This window comes from Enterococcus sp. LJL99, assembly GCF_054871725.1.
In genome coordinates this window covers 169,473-187,300 of sequence record NZ_JBTXLT010000007.1, presented here as the reverse complement: position 1 = coordinate 187,300, position 17,828 = coordinate 169,473, and the positions used below count along the sequence as shown (strand labels likewise).

At 34.5% G+C, this 17,828-nt stretch carries 18 protein-coding genes; 17 read left to right on the top strand and 1 reads right to left on the bottom strand.

The features are described 5' to 3' along the window. Positions 1–27 precede the first annotated feature (27 nt). From ACYSNW_RS12270 to ACYSNW_RS12190, 17 genes are all read left to right on the top strand, one after another. Positions 28–189, top strand: a complete 162-nt coding sequence (locus ACYSNW_RS12270; RefSeq protein WP_461744862.1) for a hypothetical protein — start codon at positions 28–30, stop codon at positions 187–189. Positions 190–217: 28 nt separating this feature from the next. Continuing rightward, a complete protein-coding gene (locus tag ACYSNW_RS12265; protein ID WP_461744860.1) occupies positions 218–727 on the top strand; it encodes a phage major tail protein, TP901-1 family in 510 nt (169 codons plus the stop codon). Positions 728–842: 115 nt separating this feature from the next. After that, on the top strand, positions 843–1,184 hold the full coding sequence (locus ACYSNW_RS12260; protein ID WP_461744859.1) for a tail assembly chaperone: 342 nt from the start codon (positions 843–845) through the stop codon (positions 1,182–1,184). Between the two features lie 68 nt (positions 1,185–1,252). Next, the gene (locus tag ACYSNW_RS12255) at positions 1,253–1,537 is read left to right on the top strand and encodes a hypothetical protein (RefSeq protein ID WP_461744857.1); all 285 of its coding nucleotides are present in this window, start codon (positions 1,253–1,255) and stop codon (positions 1,535–1,537) included. Between the two features lie 13 nt (positions 1,538–1,550). Continuing rightward, complete coding sequence (locus tag ACYSNW_RS12250) at positions 1,551–4,586, top strand: phage tail protein (RefSeq protein WP_461744855.1); 3,036 nt, start codon at positions 1,551–1,553, stop codon at positions 4,584–4,586. A gap of 13 nt (positions 4,587–4,599) precedes the next feature. Beyond that, entirely contained in the window at positions 4,600–5,367 is a 768-nt protein-coding gene (locus ACYSNW_RS12245; RefSeq protein ID WP_461744853.1) for a distal tail protein Dit, read from the top strand. Next, positions 5,364–8,159, top strand: coding sequence for a phage tail spike protein (locus tag ACYSNW_RS12240; RefSeq protein ID WP_461744851.1), 2,796 nt, complete (start codon positions 5,364–5,366; stop codon positions 8,157–8,159). The genes ACYSNW_RS12245 and ACYSNW_RS12240 overlap by 4 nt, the downstream gene beginning before the upstream one ends. A gap of 21 nt (positions 8,160–8,180) precedes the next feature. Beyond that, complete coding sequence (locus ACYSNW_RS12235) at positions 8,181–9,056, top strand: phage baseplate upper protein (protein ID WP_461744849.1); 876 nt, start codon at positions 8,181–8,183, stop codon at positions 9,054–9,056. Further along, complete coding sequence (locus tag ACYSNW_RS12230; RefSeq protein ID WP_461744847.1) at positions 9,056–9,286, top strand: hypothetical protein; 231 nt, start codon at positions 9,056–9,058, stop codon at positions 9,284–9,286. Before ACYSNW_RS12235 ends, ACYSNW_RS12230 begins: the two co-directional genes overlap by 1 nt. Beyond that, complete coding sequence (locus ACYSNW_RS12225; protein ID WP_461744845.1) at positions 9,283–9,630, top strand: collagen-like protein; 348 nt, start codon at positions 9,283–9,285, stop codon at positions 9,628–9,630. Before ACYSNW_RS12230 ends, ACYSNW_RS12225 begins: the two co-directional genes overlap by 4 nt. Then, complete coding sequence (locus tag ACYSNW_RS12220) at positions 9,630–10,175, top strand: phage baseplate protein (RefSeq protein WP_461744843.1); 546 nt, start codon at positions 9,630–9,632, stop codon at positions 10,173–10,175. The genes ACYSNW_RS12225 and ACYSNW_RS12220 overlap by 1 nt, the downstream gene beginning before the upstream one ends. A 625-nt stretch (positions 10,176–10,800) precedes the next feature. Next, a complete protein-coding gene (locus ACYSNW_RS12215) occupies positions 10,801–11,694 on the top strand; it encodes a phosphate/phosphite/phosphonate ABC transporter substrate-binding protein (RefSeq protein ID WP_461744896.1) in 894 nt (297 codons plus the stop codon). A gap of 173 nt (positions 11,695–11,867) precedes the next feature. Continuing rightward, positions 11,868–12,635 carry a phosphonate ABC transporter ATP-binding protein gene (phnC, locus tag ACYSNW_RS12210; RefSeq protein ID WP_461744842.1) on the top strand — a complete coding sequence of 256 codons (768 nt, stop codon included), beginning with the start codon at positions 11,868–11,870 and terminating at the stop codon, positions 12,633–12,635. Further along, positions 12,632–13,411, top strand: coding sequence for a phosphonate ABC transporter, permease protein PhnE (phnE, locus tag ACYSNW_RS12205; protein WP_461744840.1), 780 nt, complete (start codon positions 12,632–12,634; stop codon positions 13,409–13,411). Before phnC ends, phnE (ACYSNW_RS12205) begins: the two co-directional genes overlap by 4 nt. Continuing rightward, the gene (gene phnE, locus ACYSNW_RS12200; RefSeq protein WP_461744838.1) at positions 13,411–14,190 is read left to right on the top strand and encodes a phosphonate ABC transporter, permease protein PhnE; all 780 of its coding nucleotides are present in this window, start codon (positions 13,411–13,413) and stop codon (positions 14,188–14,190) included. The genes phnE (ACYSNW_RS12205) and phnE (ACYSNW_RS12200) overlap by 1 nt, the downstream gene beginning before the upstream one ends. Before the next feature lie 22 nt (positions 14,191–14,212). Further along, positions 14,213–15,424, top strand: a complete 1,212-nt coding sequence (locus tag ACYSNW_RS12195; protein ID WP_461744836.1) for a metallophosphoesterase — start codon at positions 14,213–14,215, stop codon at positions 15,422–15,424. A gap of 16 nt (positions 15,425–15,440) precedes the next feature. Continuing rightward, entirely contained in the window at positions 15,441–16,961 is a 1,521-nt protein-coding gene (locus ACYSNW_RS12190; RefSeq protein WP_461744834.1) for a bifunctional metallophosphatase/5'-nucleotidase, read from the top strand. 106 nt (positions 16,962–17,067) lie between these two features. On the opposite strand, the gene ACYSNW_RS12185 is transcribed toward ACYSNW_RS12190, so the two are convergent. After that, positions 17,068–17,607 carry a LysM peptidoglycan-binding domain-containing protein gene (locus ACYSNW_RS12185; protein WP_461744832.1) on the bottom strand — a complete coding sequence of 180 codons (540 nt, stop codon included), beginning with the start codon at positions 17,605–17,607 and terminating at the stop codon, positions 17,068–17,070. Positions 17,608–17,828: the final 221 nt, after the last annotated feature.

The following is a 17,828-nucleotide window of genomic DNA, read 5'->3' as shown; positions in this document are numbered from 1 at the left end:
TTAAAATGAGAGGAGATAGTTGTAAGTATGATGGATCATTCTTTTATAAAGACAATTCTTGAGCAAAAAGATAGAACAATTTATAGACAAGAAAAGGTTATCAAAAAATTGCAAAAAAGGGTGAAAGAAGAACAAAGAAAGAAAAATCAACTTGTATCTCAATTGAAACGATCGTTAAACAAATTATAGTCAGTAAATTCAAGGAGGAAATCAATCAATGACAGCATTAAGTGGAGTAGATGTAGTATGGCGTTTTCGTTTAGCCGAAGACGAAGGAAATGAAAAAGCATGGGGATTAGCATATAGTACTGAAAATGGTTATTCAAAATCAAAAGAAAGTGAATCAACCGTCACGAAAGATGGTAGTGTGGTAACGCCAGGAGCAACAGAAACAACAGTTACCGCAACAACTTTATATAAAATTGGTTCTACACAAATCGATAAATTAGAAACCGCAATGGATGAAAATAAGCGAGTGCAAATTTGGCGCATCAATACAAAAGAAATTGGTACTGGAACAGATGAAGGGAAATATAAAGCTAAATATTTTGAAGGCTTTTTTACTTCATTTGAAGAAACAGATTCCGCTGAAAATAAAGTAGAGTATTCGTTAGAATGGGCAATTGAAGGTGCTGGTAAAAATGGTTTTGCCTCATTAGAGTTAGATACGACTGAAGGCGGCGACTATGAATTTAAAGATACAGTTAAAGTAGATTCAGCAGGATAATTAGCAGCAAAAAAATGAACTAATAAATGTATTAATGTTGGTACAAAAGCAATCTTCTTAGCTATTTTAAGAATGAAATGCTTTTGTGCCGATTTCAAAAACTAGGAGGATACTCATGGAACTTACAATTAAAGAAAAATTATTCAATTTTAAATTTGGCTACGGTTTTTTGAAAGAAGTAAATCAACGCTATTCTGTAGAAAGAGGTGGCATGACACTAAAATTAGGTGTCGGTTCAATTATTTCAAATTTACTTTTGTCAGATGTAGATACACTTTTTGAAACGTTGTTGATTGCCAATCTAACTGAAAAACCGCGGATTCAGGTAAAAGATTTGGAAGCATATGTCGAGGGACATGGTTCCAAGCCGCTATTTGAAGCAGTGATTAATGAGTTAAAAAAGTCCGAATATACAGCAGTGATGGTGAACAAGATGCTGGAAGAAGCCGAACTGTAGAGAAAGAAAAAAATGATTTTGAAGCAAGCTATGCGCAGGTACAACTTAACTGTTTGAGGTATTTAAATATGGAAGATTTAAATGAAATTGATCGTTTAACCATTCCAGAATACGATTTACGAATTAAAGCGTATCAGCTTAAAAGCTTAGATCAACAATACAATATTCATTTACAAGCTTGGGCGACAGTTATGGCGGGGCAAACTCGTAAGGGAAAACCTGTTTACCGAACCTTTGAAAAATTTTTCAACTATCAAAAAGCTGAAGAAAAAATTCTAGGTACAGATCATAGCTTACCTAAAAATCAAGAAAAGGAAAAACTACAAAATTGGATCGCAAACTTTAATTCGTAGAAAGGAGGAAAAAATGACAAAGGAAATATTACCTACAACAAATAAAAAATTTATTCAATCGATAAAGAAATCATTGAATGTTACGAAAAATTTGGATAAACAATTGAGTAAAACAACAAAACGGCTTAATAATTTTATTAAACCGCTTTCTAAAAGTGATAAGCTGTCACAACCTTTTGTTGATATGAAGAAGCAAATAGTTGCTTTAAATCAAGCAATCGTCTCAAACGACTTAGCAGGATTTCGAAGTGCGTTAGAAGCTGTTGGTATAAATTTTTCAGAACTATCAATACAGAGTCAACAAATGATTCGTTCACTAAATCAAGCAAATAAAAGTTATGGACTTTTAGCTCAAGTGTTTCATGGAAGTTTGACAATTGATGATACAAGTCTAATTTCCTTAGATACTCAGACTAAAACCCTGATTCAAAGTTTTAGTAATGTACAAGTAACTCTTGCTAGCTTAAAAAATGAATTAGCTATTGATAGTTCAAGTATTACCACTTTGATTGATTCAGGAAAGAAACTGGCAGCAGAATTTTCAGTGATGAATCAAAACATGACTGCATTTACTGGAACTTTTTCAAATAGTCAATCTGTGGTTACTTCATTTGGGGGTTCAGTAAATAGTACATTATCGTCTATAGATGCTTCCATAGCTAATCTTGTTTCAATTAGTGAAAATTTAGGAAATGCATTGTCTAATGCTATAAAAGAACCAGCAACAGAAGTGGAAAAATCTCAGAATAGTTTTCAAAAATTAAAAGATAGCTTGAAAGACCTGTTTAGTCCTTTGGAAAAAGGAGCTTCAGCAGGAGCTACATTTGACGATCTGAAGGGAAGAGTCAATAAACTAGATGAAGCTTTAGCAAATGTTGGACTTCCAAGTTTTCAGACGTCTATTTTGAATGTTGGTGGAGCCTTTCAATCAGTTACTTCGCAAAGTGGTTCGATGTTCAATAAGATCAACGAATCAATAAAAAAATCAAAAGACAATTACTCCTTACTAAAGGGTGTTTTTAATGAAAAGTTGACACTCGATAGTGATGCCTTTGAAAAGTTAGATGATAATCAAAAGAAAACAGCAGAAAGCTTTTTGAAAATCAAAAGAGGAATAGATAAAACCAAAGAAAGTTTTTTAAATTTTGGAACAACAATTTCTAATATGGGAAGTAAATTTAGTGAATCATTTACTAAAATTTATAATAGTTCAGGAACGGTTGGGAAGTCTTTACGAGGGATTCATCAAGTTGGTTCGGACATGACTGAAAAAATGAGTAACCAGATGAATATATTGAAAACTACTATCGGTGACAAATTAATGTCAGTGAAAGATTTATTTTCAAATATGGCTGGCAAGGCTGGTGAAAGTTTTTCAACTATTGCTGGAAAAGCGAAAGAGAGTTTTTCCAATATTTATAACGGATCAGGAAAAGTTGCAACAGCATTTAGAGGATTAGTGGAATCTGGTAGTGATTTTTCCGAAAAAATGAAAAATAAAATGAATTTGTTTGGTATGGATATCCAAACAAGGATACCTATATTAGGTAAATTGGGTGAAAGTTTTTCACAAATGTCAATAAAAGCAAAGAACGGTTTCACAGGAATGTTTCAAGAGGGAAGTAAAGTACGTAATATGTTAGGTACACTTGGTGAGAAAGTTTCTAGTGGTATTGGTTTAGGATTTGAAAAATCAACAAAAGTTGGAATGATGTCGATGGATAAAATGGTTCAAGGACTAAATTCAGTATTTGGATTTGCATTAAAGGCTTTAGGCCCTGCTGCAATTTTAGGAGTTGTTTTAGCTGGACTTGGTCTATTAGATAGTCAAATGGATGGTCAGCTCAGCAATATGGTTCAAACAGCCATAACTAAAGGACCAGAAGTGATTCGAGGATTTATTCAAGGTATAATTGAAAAACTTCCGGATTTGATTGCTTCAGGAACACAATTGGTTGCTGGCTTGGCTGAAGCAATATCAGTAAATCTTCCTGTTATTATCGAGAGCGGAATAGCGCTATTACAAACATTGATAGATGGCGTAATCGCTAATTTGCCTTCATTAATCAATTCAGCACTATTGATTATCGAAACATTAGCGACAAGTTTATTAGCAGCTGCACCTCAGCTTCTTTTAATGGGACTAGAATTGTTATCAGCTTTAGTAGACGGCCTGTTTCAAGATCCAACTAAGCTAGTAGATACGGTAACTTCTATTATTGAAACATTAACAAATGAAATTACGACAAGTTTACCTAAAATAATTGAAAAAGGAATTGAAATTTTAGTTAAATTAGCAGAAGGAATGGCTTCTGTTTTACCTCAATTGATACCTGTTGCGTTAGAGGCAATTACAACACTAGTACGAACATTATCAGAAAATTTACCAAAATTACTAGAAGCAGCAGTAGAAATTATAGGGAAACTATGTGAAGGATTACTTGCAAATTTACCTCAAATTTTAGCTGCAGCGGTATGTTTAATTTTCGAAATTGTTAAAGGATTAGTGACAAACTTACCTAAAATAGCTATGGCTGGTATGCAAATAATTAAAGAAATTATAGGAGCATTAGTAAAAGCTCCGATAGAATTATATAAAGCTGGCGAAAACATGATCAAAGGTTTAATTGATGGAATAGGGAGTAAGATAAATGATGTAATTGATACTGTTAAAAGTTTTGGTAAAAAGATAGGCGATACATTTAAAGGACTATTTAAGATTCACTCACCATCCCGTTGGATGCGAGATGAAATCGGCGCGATGTTGCCTGCTGGATTGGCAATTGGTATTGAAAGAAATGCACACATTGTTGATCAACCAATGGATACCTTGGCTTCTAAAATTATTTTACCAAGTTTGGATAGTCTAGATCAACAAGTGGACAGCGTTCAAAAAATGTCAATACAATCTAGTAGCATACAGATTCAACAAAAAGAAAAACAACCTGCAACATTCAATATTCGTTTAGGAAATCAACAATTTAAAGCATTTGTTGAAGATATATCGGAAGCAATGGGACAAGATTCGGCTATTAATTTAGCTTTTTAGAGGGAGGAAAGACATGTATTATTTTGAAGATATAATAGAAAAAAGTCATACAGATGAGTTGATCCTTCCTTCTTCAGCTATGATGTATGATGGCATTTATTTAGAAAAAGAAATTGAAGGCTATAAAACCTTGGCGGTAACAGGTCGAGAAATGCTTTCATTGGAGATAGAAACTCAAAGTACGCAAGTAGGCAGCATTAAATTAAGTCAAAAATTACCAACAAGGATATTGAAAGTGACCTATCAATTGTTAGGGAAAAATGCTTTAGATGTTCAACAAAAATACCATCGACTGATGCGATTATTATATAGAGAAGAACCTGTTGAAATTCGCTTTAAAGATGAGATCATGTATCACTATAATGGACAATATATGACAACAGAGGATGTTCGAGGAGATACGAATAGTATAGTTTCGACCATTGAAATTCTTTGTGCTGATCCTAAAAAATACTCGATACTTTATTCAACAAATAGTGAAATTGTGACGTATTTACCTTATAAAACCCATCCAGAAAAAATAGAGGTGGTTGTAAGTAAATTTGGTCCTGTCATTGTTACTAATAGTGAGCAGGAGATTAAGATTACTGGTTATAATTTAAATGCAGGAGATAAAGTTCTATTTGATTTTTTACAAGGAAAAGTCTTTGTAAATACGATTGATCAAACGTTTTTATTGGATTTAGAAAGTGATTTTGAAAATTTTGAAATTAAAACAGGTCAGAAGGTCAGTTGTACGAATGGTGAACTACTTATTTACTATCGAGAGGTGATCTTATGATGAAGAGTGTCTATTTTTTTGATGAACGCCAACAATTGATCTGTATCGTAAAAGAAGCAGAGTTAGTTGAAGTGATTCAAGAAAAAGAAATTACCTCGAATAAAGAAGAATTGATGAAAGATACATTGACTGTTTCTACGGTTTATAACCAAGAGCTAAGGAATGCTTTTTACATGGCAGTTAAAGAGTCAAAGCAATTTTATAGTGTTTATCGAATTATCAATGATAATGAAAAGGAAGATGTTTTATCGTTTACGGGAATCTCATTTGCTGCAGATGAATTAGATGCTTATGTGGTCGAACGAGTTGAGGTAACGAATAGCACGCCTAAAGAAACGCTTCAAAAATTATTGAACGGTACCGAATGGCAAATTGATACAACTGCTTCTAACTTACCACTGATAACCGAGAAATTTGAATTTGTTTCAATAAAAGAGGCGTTAAAAATCATTCAATCTTATGGCTGTGAATTAACGTTTAAATACAAGTTAGATGGGATCGGCATTACGAAAAAACAAATTGATATTCATAAAGAAATTGGTACACAAAGCAATCGACGTTTTACTTATGGAGAAAAAGCATTAAGTATCGTTAAAGAACAGGATCGGACACAAATTTATACCAGCCTAATTGGTCGTGGTCGTGGTGAAGAAGTTGGTGATGGTGAAGGGAAACGGGTTGATTTTTCAGCAATTGAATGGAGAAAATCGCAAGGAGATCCATTAGATAAGCCTAAAGGTCAACAATGGTTGGAATATCCCGAAATGACTAAACAATATGGTTTACCACTAAAAAATGGTGTTATGAGGAAACGTGAACAAGTGATGATCTTTGATGAAGAAGAGAATGCGGCAACTTTACTACAAAAAACGTATGAGGCATTGGTCGAATGTTCAAGACCCCTAACTCAGTTTAAAACAGAAGTACTGACTGGTGACAGTATTGGAAATACTGTAACGATTCATCGTCATGATCGACATTACCATTATCAAACTAGAATTTTTAAAGTGAAAATAAATCGGTTAACTGAAAATGTGGAAGCAGGTTTAGGTGATAATATTACCAGAAACATTTCAAAAGCAACTTCGGATATCCAAGGGAACTTAAATACTTTGGAAGAAAAGAAAATGACCTTTTATGATACAGAAGAAATTTCAAAATGGCAGGATGATGTCCTTAGAGGTGCTGGTGAAAATGGTGGTTCAGTCTATCAAGTCAATGGTATTGAAGCAGGTATCTCAGATTCAAGAGAAGTCTACGAAACAATTTATATGAATGGTTCGAATATAGCGAATTCAACTCATTTTATGATTCAAAATAATGAAGGAATCTCATTTAAAAAGTGTGCGAAAAAAGGAGAATGGAGATCAGTAAAAGACGTCCATCAAGCTGATAGTAAAACGGCTTGGAAAGTGGATGGGACATTCAATGCGGACTTTATAACAGCCGGGACTATAAAAGGAAGAGATATTGAAGGGTGTGTTTTTCGGACATTAGCTAACTCATTTCAAATAAAAATATTTGATGGGCAAATTATTTTTAGTGATAAAAAACAAAGTAAAGAATTAGGGGGAATCATTGCCACATATGGTGGTGGAAAAGTTAATGGTTTTGCTGTAATTCAAAAGCCTGGTTTTATCTTTTCTTTAAATTCAGAGAGCAAAGAAGATGGTGGTACTTCAAAATATGTGATTCAAATACCAAGTGAAAGTTCTATGGATGAACCCAAAATAAATTCACGGGGAGTTTGGAGGCATGGAGGTGATTTACATATCACCGGACGATTGTTTTTGAATGGGCGAGAAATTACTAGTAATGGTAGCGGTGGTAATGGAGGAACTGGTGGAGGATATCCAGCAGAGTTAACCACTGATCAAGAAAAAAATGCGTGGTTTATCTGGCAATATTTTAAAAATAAAGGTTGGACAGAAGAAGCTATTGCTGGAATGCTTGGTAATATGCAAAGTGAATCTCAAATAATCCCTGATATGGATGAATTAAGTGGCGGAGGTGGCTATGGACTAGTTCAATGGACTCCTAAATCAAAATTAGTTGATTGGTGTAATGAACAAGGAATAGATTATCGAACGCTTGATTCGCAATGTCAAAGAATTCAATTTGAAGTGAATAATAATATTCAGTGGTTCTATAATTATGATAGACCAGATATCGCTTATATTTCTTTTAAAGAGTTCACTAAATTGAAAGATATTAATCACGCGGCGGAATGTTTTATTGCTTTATATGAACATCCTGGTGATCCCTACCAACCTAATCGAGCAATACAAGCTAGATATTGGTACGACAAACTTCATAATTTAAAAGCTGGAAGCTCTGGAACTAAAGGGTTAGCGCATCTAGAATCTTTAGTTGGGCAATGGTTAGGAAATGGTGAGTGTTATGCTGTTTCAGCAGAATATTCTGGCTATCTAGGTGGCTGTGGTTTAGGCGCAGGAACAGCGTATGGCTTAAGTCATGTAATTGGTAATACAGATGCAGCAGCTGATATTGGAAGTTCTTATAATTGGTCGGCTGTTGGCTGGAAAGTTATAGTTAACCCTACCTTTAATCAACTAGTTGTAGGTGCAATTATTAACTGGAAACGCGGTGGTAATATTGCTGGGTTTAGTGCAGATTATAGTTATGGACATACTGGTGTGATTCGAGGATTGACCAACACTGGATTCCAAACATATGAACAAAATGCAGGCTTAGGAAAAATAGTAGGAAAATATGATCGTCCTTGGATCGGAGCAAACGAAATCAGTTCAATCATTATTCCGCCAAAATAACAAATAGAAAGGAGTAACTAAATGTCAATTATATATCCAGTTTTTTTATCAATTACACAACCAAATGATAATATACCAACAATTATTATTCGGCAATTTGATGAAGGAACACAAGTTTTAGACGTAACGATAACGGAACAAGGAAAGCCAAAAGATATTTCCAATTTGACTCCTTTTTTCTGTGTGAAGCAAGGTCATCATCAAGGAATAGGAATCTCTGAACAAAAAGTTACTAACATTATTGATGCGAAAAAAGGAAAAATTCAATACACATTAACTAATTACGATATGCAAACAATCGGCGAAAATAGTGCTTACTTCAGTTTTAGAGAATTACAAAAAGATTTAACTTGGAAGCAACAATTTTCAACTCGTGATTTTACTTATCAAGTACAAGCAAGTATTTATCAAGATGGGATTAGAGATAGTAACTATATTTGGACATTTGAAGAAATTCTTCGTTATTTCTCAGAATGGGTGAAAACATGTCAACAAATTTATGATGATTGGTATTTGGAAGCAAAAACTGAATTACAGAAAATTATTACAGAATTTCAATCATGGATTACTTTAAACCAAGAGCGATATAATCAATGGACAGCAGTCCAACGATCAGAATTTGACCAATGGTTTGTTTCTATCAAAAATATCTTAAACGAAGATATGGCAGGTAATTTATTAACTCAGATTGAACGACTAGAACAAGCACATTTTACAATAAAAAGTAATGAAGTGGGAATGCTTCGAACAATTCAAGATGATAAATTTAGCTTAAATCATTCAGTTAAGAAGATTGAGTCCATAGTCGAGAAAAAGGAAGTTTCAGCGTTGGTAATAGCAGAGATTGATAGTCAACAGCAAGATACATTCTTTTTTAGAAAGGTGGAATCAATTTAATGGCTAATGAAGTAGAAATAAAAAAAGTAATAGAAACAGATGATTTGGGTGTAAAACGACAAATTTTTCCAGAAACACATGTGAATGCTATTTTAGGATTAGATGAAATTGCAGCAATAGGAACTGGCGTGACATCAATTAATGGAAAAACAGGTGATATTACATTAACAGCAAAAGATCTGGGCGTTACTGGAACAGAAATTACAATAGATAAGGTGGGATCAGTATGACAGATATTGTCGAATTAAAAAATAATGGAGAAGTAGTTTATCCTAAGACACATGCAAGTGCGGTGGTAGGGCTTACAACAATCAAAGGGGATACTGGAGCGACCGGACCACAGGGGGCTAAGGGAGATACCGGAGCGACAGGTGCACAAGGAGCAAAAGGAGACACCGGAGCACAAGGCCCAAAAGGAGACACTGGAGCAACCGGAGCACAAGGCCCAGCGGGAATCAATGCAACAACGACTAGTGTAGCAACTCAAGCCGCAAATGGTTTAATGAGTGCAGTAGATAAGAAAAAATTAGATACATTACCAACAATAACATTTAATAAGGTGGGAGCAGTATAATGGCAGATATCGTACAATTAGAAGAAAAGGGAACGATTCTTTATCCTAAAACACATACGAAAGCAATTGCTGATTTAGATAATGTGGTCGTGAAAAAAACAGGAAACGAAACTATTGAAGGAACGAAAAACTTTAAAACAGGACTTCAAATCAACGGTAAATCTTTATTGGACATGTTTTATCCAGTAGGCTCAATTTTTCAATCGGTAAACAGTGTGAGTCCAGCAACTACAATGGGTGGAACTTGGGAACGAATTAAAGGTAAAGTTTTGGTTGGTGTTGATGAAGCTGATTCTGATTTTGTTGCAGGTAAAACTGGTGGGGAGAAGAACCATATTCTAGATATATCCAAAGATCATGATAAAAACGAGGTAGGATTTACTACACCATTAAGGGAAGACATTAGTGGTTATGGATTAACTAAAGCTGGAACATTTGTGAATCGTCCGGGAATAGTGTTAAATAGCTCAACTTCTTGGAAACCAGTAGGGCATAATAATTTACAACCATATTTTACAGCTTATATTTGGAAACGAACTGCTTAAAATGAATAAAAATTTTAAACGATAATAAAGTAAATCTAATTAAAAATCAGAATGAAGAATTCACTACTTCATTCTGATTTTTTTATTTTTAAATATATCACTTTATTTTCTAAACCCAAATGAAAATCAATAATAATGGTAAATAATTCGTGAATACAGCAATTTTCTAAAGCTGTAATTATTTTTCTAATTTGTATGTTTATTCGCTTTTTAAGCAGAAAAAACAAAAAACTAAAGAATAAAATAACTACGTTATGTTCTCATTTTGAGTTTTTATTACCTTTATTTGTTAATAAATAATCTTCAGGATTTGCTAGTATTATTCTTGAAATATGCTATACTGTTTTTAGATAAATCGCTGTATTACGCTTTTTGTAATGATTGAATTGTATAGTTTATTTTTCTTCAAGCTATCAAAAAAAGAATAGTGACTTAAGTAATTATATAAAACAATGATGAAGAAGTTACGAAGTGTTTTACATAATATTTACATCATTATTGTTATAAATTTACATAAGTGTACTATAATTAGCGATGTCTAAAAGACAAACAATTTTAAAGATCTAAGATATCGAAGGGATGGAAAATGTTGAAAAAAAGAACAAAATTATTTGGGTTGTTAACGATGGTCGGTTTAAGCTTAGGAATGTTGGCTGCATGCGGTTCTTCTAAAGAGAAAAAAGCAAGTGACGATACAAAACCATTAGAGCTACAATTTGTACCAACGAATAACGATGGTTCGATGGAAGCCAAAGCAAAGCCATTTGCGGAGTATTTATCTGATAAATTAGGTCGAAAAGTCAATGTGACATTAGCGACTGATTATTCAACGATTGTAGAAGCTATGGCATCAGGGAAAGTAGATATCGGAATCATGCCACCTTCAGCCTATGTTCAAGCGCGCAATCAAGATGCTGCAACAGCGATCTTATCCTCTGAGTTAGGTGCCTATAATCGTGAAACAGGGAAACCAGAAGACGGAAAATTATCTGGTACTTTTAAAGGAGAAGTTTTAGTTAAAGCGGATAGTGGAATTGATTCTCTAAAAGATTTAAAAGGGAAAAAGATTGCTACGCTAAGTCCTAATTCAGCAAGTGGTTATATCTATCCAGTAGTTGAAATGAAAGAAATTGGGATTGATCCAACGAAAGATGTTACATTGACAACAGTGAATGATATTCCAAGTGAAATCACGGCTGTCTTAAATGGTCAGCAAGATGCGGCATTTGTTTTTGAAGGTGCTCGAAATGTATTTGCTTCTAAATTCCCAGATAATGATTTATTTAAAGACTTAAAAGTGCTTTATCTAACTGAAGGGGATATCCCGAATGATGCAATCGCTGTTCAACCATCAATGGATAAAGACTTACAAAAGAAAATTAAAGAAGTTTTCTTAGCTATGCCAGATGATGAAAAAGGTCTTGAAGCGATGGGGATGTGGGGACATAAAGGGTATGTCGAAGCTGACGATAAGAACTATGATACTGTAGCAGAATACACAGAGAAAGCAGCCGAATAAGGTAGCAAATAAAATAAAAAAATGAGTTAGTAGATGAAAGAAAGAGGAAGAGTAACTCTTTTTTGTCTACATAAGCGATAAGAACAGTTGAATTAGAGTGCAGGATAATTTTCAGAAAAAATTATCCCTCACTCTCTTTCTACTGTTAAGAGAACAATTAAGAAGGAGATTCTATGATTCAATTTGAAAATGTAACTAAAACATATCCGAATGGTGTAAAAGGGTTGAAAGATATTAATTTAACGATTGAAGATGGTGAATTTGTTTCAATTATAGGGTTAAGTGGTGCAGGAAAAAGTACCTTATTACGCTCAATCAATCGCTTAAATGAAATTACTGAAGGAAATATCGAGATTGATGGAACATCAATAACAAAGGCAAAAAAGAAAGAGTTAAGAAGAATTCGCCGCCATATCGGTATGATTTTTCAACACTTTAATTTAGTGAAAAAAAGTACGGTTCAAAAAAACGTTATTTCGGGTAGACTGGGTTATTATTCCACATTAAAAAGTATTTTTGGTATTTTTTCGAAGGAAGATTATGAGTTAGTCAATGATGCATTGGAACGTGTGGGTTTAGCAGATAAACTTCATTCGCGAAGTGACGAGTTAAGTGGCGGCCAACAACAACGAGTATCAATTGCTCGGACCTTAGTTCAACAAGCTTCGATTATTCTAGCGGATGAGCCGGTTGCTTCATTAGATCCAATCACTACACAAAAAATCATGAAAGATTTGAAGAAAATCAATACAGATTTAAATCGAACAATCATTATCAATTTGCATTCGGTAGAATTAGCTCGCGAGTTTTCTACACGAATCATTGGGTTGAGAGATGGTGAAGTGGTCTTTGACGGAAATGCAGCAGAAGCGACAGATGAAGTTTTAACAAGTATCTATGGTGCGGATATCTTGAAACAAACTGAAGGTGATGCCGGATGAAGTTAAAAGATACGATTCATCGAAATTTATATAAGCATTTATTCGTACTTTTACTTGTTTTTCTGTGTATTTGGACGAGTGCGCGAGCAACAGATGCCGATTTAGGCGAAGTGTTTAGTAATGTCGATCAAATGACCCTGTTTTTAAAACGATTTCTTTCACCTGATTGGGCTTTCTTTCCTAAAATTGTCGAACCGATGTTAAAAACAATCAAAATGTCAGTAGTCGGAACAACTTTAGGTGTGCTAGTAGCAGTCCCGTTTTCTTTTTTAGCCACGACGGTTGTGACTAGAAATATTTTTATCACAACAATTATTCGTTTTTTGATGAGTGTGATTCGGACGATTCCAACTCTTTTATTAGCTGCTTTGTTCGTAGCGATGTTTGGGATTGGAGAAGTGACAGGTGTTTTAACGATTGCTGTGTTTACATTTGGAATGATTTCTCAATTGATTTATGAAGCGATTGAAACGATTGATCATGGACCGATTGAAGCAGCAGAATCTATAGGAGCTACTAAGACTCAAATTGCATTTTGGTCAATTGCCCCTCAAATTTCTCATCAAATTGTCAGTTATTCACTTTATGCATTTGAAGTGAATATCAGAGCCTCTACGATTTTAGGGTATGTAGGAGCAGGAGGAGTCGGAGTTATCTTGAATTCTTCGCTGAGTTTGATGCGCTATGATCGAGTATCTATTATTATTTTATCAATCCTGATAGTTGTGATTACGATTGATTGGATTAGTGAAATGATTAGAAGGAGGTTAGCGTAGTGAGAAGCAATAGAAAACTAAAAACCTATTTACCGATTTTTATTGTGGTAGCCATCATTATTTATTCTGCTATGGGCATTGATTATTCTGAAACAAGCAATATGTCATTTGGTATGGTTCAATCCGTGTTAACAGGATTATTTCATCCAGATTGGGGTTTCGTTTATGATGGCAGTGGAGAAGACCTCGTTAGCTTATTATTGTTGACAATTGGAATTGCTTTTTTAGGAACGGTCATAGCGACTATTTTAGCCTTACCGTTAACTTTTATTAGTGCGCATAATTTATGGCAGTCTAATACGATTGTTTCAAGGGTTGGTAAATTTATTTGTAATGTACTACGTGCGTTTCCAGAGTTGGTTTACGCCATCATTTTTGTGAAAATGGTTGGACCAGGACCTTTTGCTGGTGTCTTGGCGATTGGCGTCCATCAAATCGGTATGCTAGGAAAACTATATACAGAAGAAATTGAATCAATGGATGAAGCACCTGTGGAATCAATGACCGCGGTTGGAGCCAATTTTTGGCAAACGATGTTTTTTGCTCGTTTACCTCAACTGATCCCCACGTTTTTATCTTTAGCGCTAAACCATTTTGAAATTGCTGTTCGAAGTGCTGCAACTTTGGGATTAGTTGGAGCTGGCGGGATAGGCGCACCAATGATTTTTGCGATTCAATCAAGAGCTTGGGATAAGGTAGGCATCATCTTATTCGGCATCATCATTACAGTTTTTATTATTGATGCTGGAACAGGCTATTTACGTAAAAAATTACAATAATAATAGTGCGAGGCGAATCAAAATGAAGGAAATAACCATATTAGGCACAACAGATATCCATGGATTTGATTCCAGGACAGTAAGCGAAGAGAGCGGTATTTGCTCTCTTCCAACGCTTGCTAAACAATATGAGCAACCAATTTTAATCGACAACGGTGATTTTTTTGTTGGTAGTCCTGAGGCTACTTTTTTTAATACTACACAAAAGGTTTCCCCTTGGGTTCATTTAGCGAATGACATTGGTTTCGATGTTATGGTTCCGGGTAATCATGATTTTGATTATGGTATTGAATTTCTAAAACAACAAGTTGCTTCATTTAAAGGAGCCTATGTATGTGCGAATGTTTTAGATTTAGCAGATAAACTACTATTTGAACCATATACTATTATTGAAAGAAAAGGGATCAAGATAGGTATTATTGGTGTGATTACTAGTGCCATGCCACAGATTTCTTCCTATGAAAAAATAAAGACGCTAAAATTTATGGATGTTCTAGAAACGCTTCATTACTGGGTACCCATTGTTAAGGCGAAAACAGATATTCTAATTGTCAGTTATCATGGTGGGATCGAGCGAGATATGAAGGATGGAAAACCGACACAATACGATACGGGGGAAGATCAAACCTATAAAATAATTACTGAAATTACTGGGATAGATGGTGTGATTTGTGGCCATCAGCATCGAGTAAATGAAGGACTGTTAAACGATACAGTTTTTGTTCAACCAGGTTATAGAGGGAATTATGTTGGCGAATTATCTTTTTTAATTGACACACAAACCAAGCAATTGGTAAAAAAATCAGCCACCTTACTTTCTACAGAAGGAATTAAAACAAGTATAAAGTTAAATTACTCTAGAGAAATGTACCGACACTGGCTAAGCAATTCAATCGATTTAGTCGATTTTCCAATGTATCTTGAAAAGGTAACAGGGACTAAATTTCAATCAATTGAATTGGACGGATCAATAATCCAAGATTTCCTTACTAGCTTCTCACCACCGTATCCCATTTCTACCTATCGTTTGTCGAATAAAGAAATGAAAGAGCAAGTCATGAAACAAAAAATTGACGGTGTTGAATTGCAAGAAGGGCGACTGATTCCAGATCAAACCGATTATCAAGTGGTTACAAATACTAATTTGTTTCCTACCTATCGTTTAGAAATGAATCATGTAATCAACCTTTTTGATGAGTATTTGGCGTATTTAAAAACTAAAAATGAATCCTAAATAAAGGAGGGTTTTTTTGAAACAAGAAATGAAAATTTATTATACTTCAGATGTCCATGGCTATTTGTATCCAACGAACTATGCGAATCAAACGGAGCAAAAAATGGGCTTGTTGAAGTGTATTCCTAATTTTAAAAAAGATGAGAACACCTTAATCATTGATGGCGGGGATATGCTTCAAGGCTCCGCTTTAGCGACTTATTGTCAAGAGCATCAAGAAGAAGGGTTTCCCCAAGCGGTCGCAATGAATCAGGCAGGGTATGACTTTGTCACTCTAGGAAATCATGATGTGAATTTTGGAACAGCTTATTTAGCAAATTACTTGGAAGCATTGGATGCGCAATGTTTGTGCGAAAATATTTTTAGTAAAAATCAAAACGAACAGCAATATCCTTATACGATTAAAACATTAGCTAATGGTTTAAAGGTTGGTCTTGTTGGCGTTGTGACAGATTATATTAATGTCTGGGAAAAAGAAGAGAATATCCAAGATATCACGATTACCGATCCTTTTGAAGCAGCTAAGAAGGCTTTAGCTAAAATCAAAGCTCAAGTTGATCTGACGATTTGTATTTATCATGGTGGGTTTGAACGGGATGTGAAAAATGGGTCACAACTTTCTAAAACAACTGAAAATATTGGCTATCGAATATGTGAAGAATTAACTTTTGATTTACTGTTAACAGGCCATCAACATTTGTTGATTGAAGGACAGTTGTTGCATGGGACGTATATTGTTCAACCTTCAGCTAATGCGCAAAGTTACTTTGAAATCCATTTAGAAAAAACAGCAGAAGGAATCATGATTGATTCTACTGTTGGAGAGCCTAGTGAAAAAGCAGATGGTACATTGTATCAACGGTTATTGCCTATAGAAAATAAAGTACAAAATTGGTTGGAGCAAAGTATTGGTGAACTTTCAGAGGCTGCTTTGGCAACAGAAAAACTAACGATGGCGCTCAATGGTAGTCCAATTGTAGAGTTAATAGGCGCAGTTCAATTAAAGCACAGTAAGGCACAAATAACTTGTGTGGCTCTTGCTAATACTTCACCGGGTTTCCATCAAAAGGTGACCATGCGTGATGTGATTGCAACCTATCCATACACCAATCAACTAGTCACACTTGAAATCACAGGAGCGCAACTAAAAGAAGTCTTAGAAAAAAATGCGGCTTATTTTAGTTTAACTTCAGAAGGACAAATAACTATTTCAGAAAATTATCTGTATCCAAAAGTAGAGCATTATAATTATGATTTTTTCATAGGAATCACTTATGAGATTGATGTAAGGAAAGCTTTAGGAGAGAGGCTAACTAAATTGAGTTATCAAGGACAACCAATAAAAGATACAGATACGTTTACGCTATCTTTAGGCGATTATCGCGCTAGTGGGGGTGGCGGATTTACAACGTATCAAAAATGTCCAGTAGTTGATGAAGGAGCTCAAGAAATTGTGTCCATGATTGTCGAATATATTAAAGCGCAAAAAGTCTGTATGGTTCCGCAGCAATTGAATTATCAAATAGTAGCAAAATAATTTAGTGAAGAATGCAATAAAAGGAGTTTGCCCCAAGAATGTGAGAGGGATTTTTAGGAATTCTCTACTTACTTTCTTGGGGCTGATTCTTTAATATGCGTATTTTTTATTTAAGACTGAGTTCTTGATCAATAAAAAGAGTCGAGTCAGATAAACCATTTTTACTCATTAACTCTGCTACGGTAAGGTTGTGTTGCTCTGCAATTGTTGAAAGGGTGTCACCGCTTTTGACCGTATAACTGGTACTCTCTGGTGTAGTATGTGCTGCGGCTTCTTCACTAGATGAAGGAGTCGTTTCTTGCTCTTCATTTGGAACAATCCCTTCATCTGAACTAGAGTTAAGAGCTTGAGTCGTTTCTTGTGTGGTATCAGTTGTACTAGAGCTACTTGATTGATTAGTTGTACTTGATGGTTGTGTCTGCTTTGTTGTTAAGCCTTGAGCAAGCGCATCTATTTTGTATTCAACTGTATCTAAGCGCGCATCCTGTCTTTCTGACTGACCGTAGTTTTGAAAGTTCAAAAAAAGTAAACAAGCGAGTGCAGTTGTGTTTAATAAAAGTAATAAAACAGTCAGTGTTTTTGGTCCTTTGGGTTCAGGTATATGTTTGTGCTGCCGTCTACTAGGTTCTTCTTGGTTCATGTTCATAATCAACAAATTCTCCTTTTTTATTTCTATGTCTAGGAAAGCCTTTTTAGCGTAATAAACAAAGACAGTATATCACAATAAAAGAATATGCAAAAGGAGAAAAAAAAGAGATTGATTGATTTATTTAAGAATCTTTTGGTTTGAAATTATAAACTTTTTCTAATCATTTAAATTAAAATCACAATTTTATTAAAATGTGTTTTTTTATTCTTAGTTAGTTG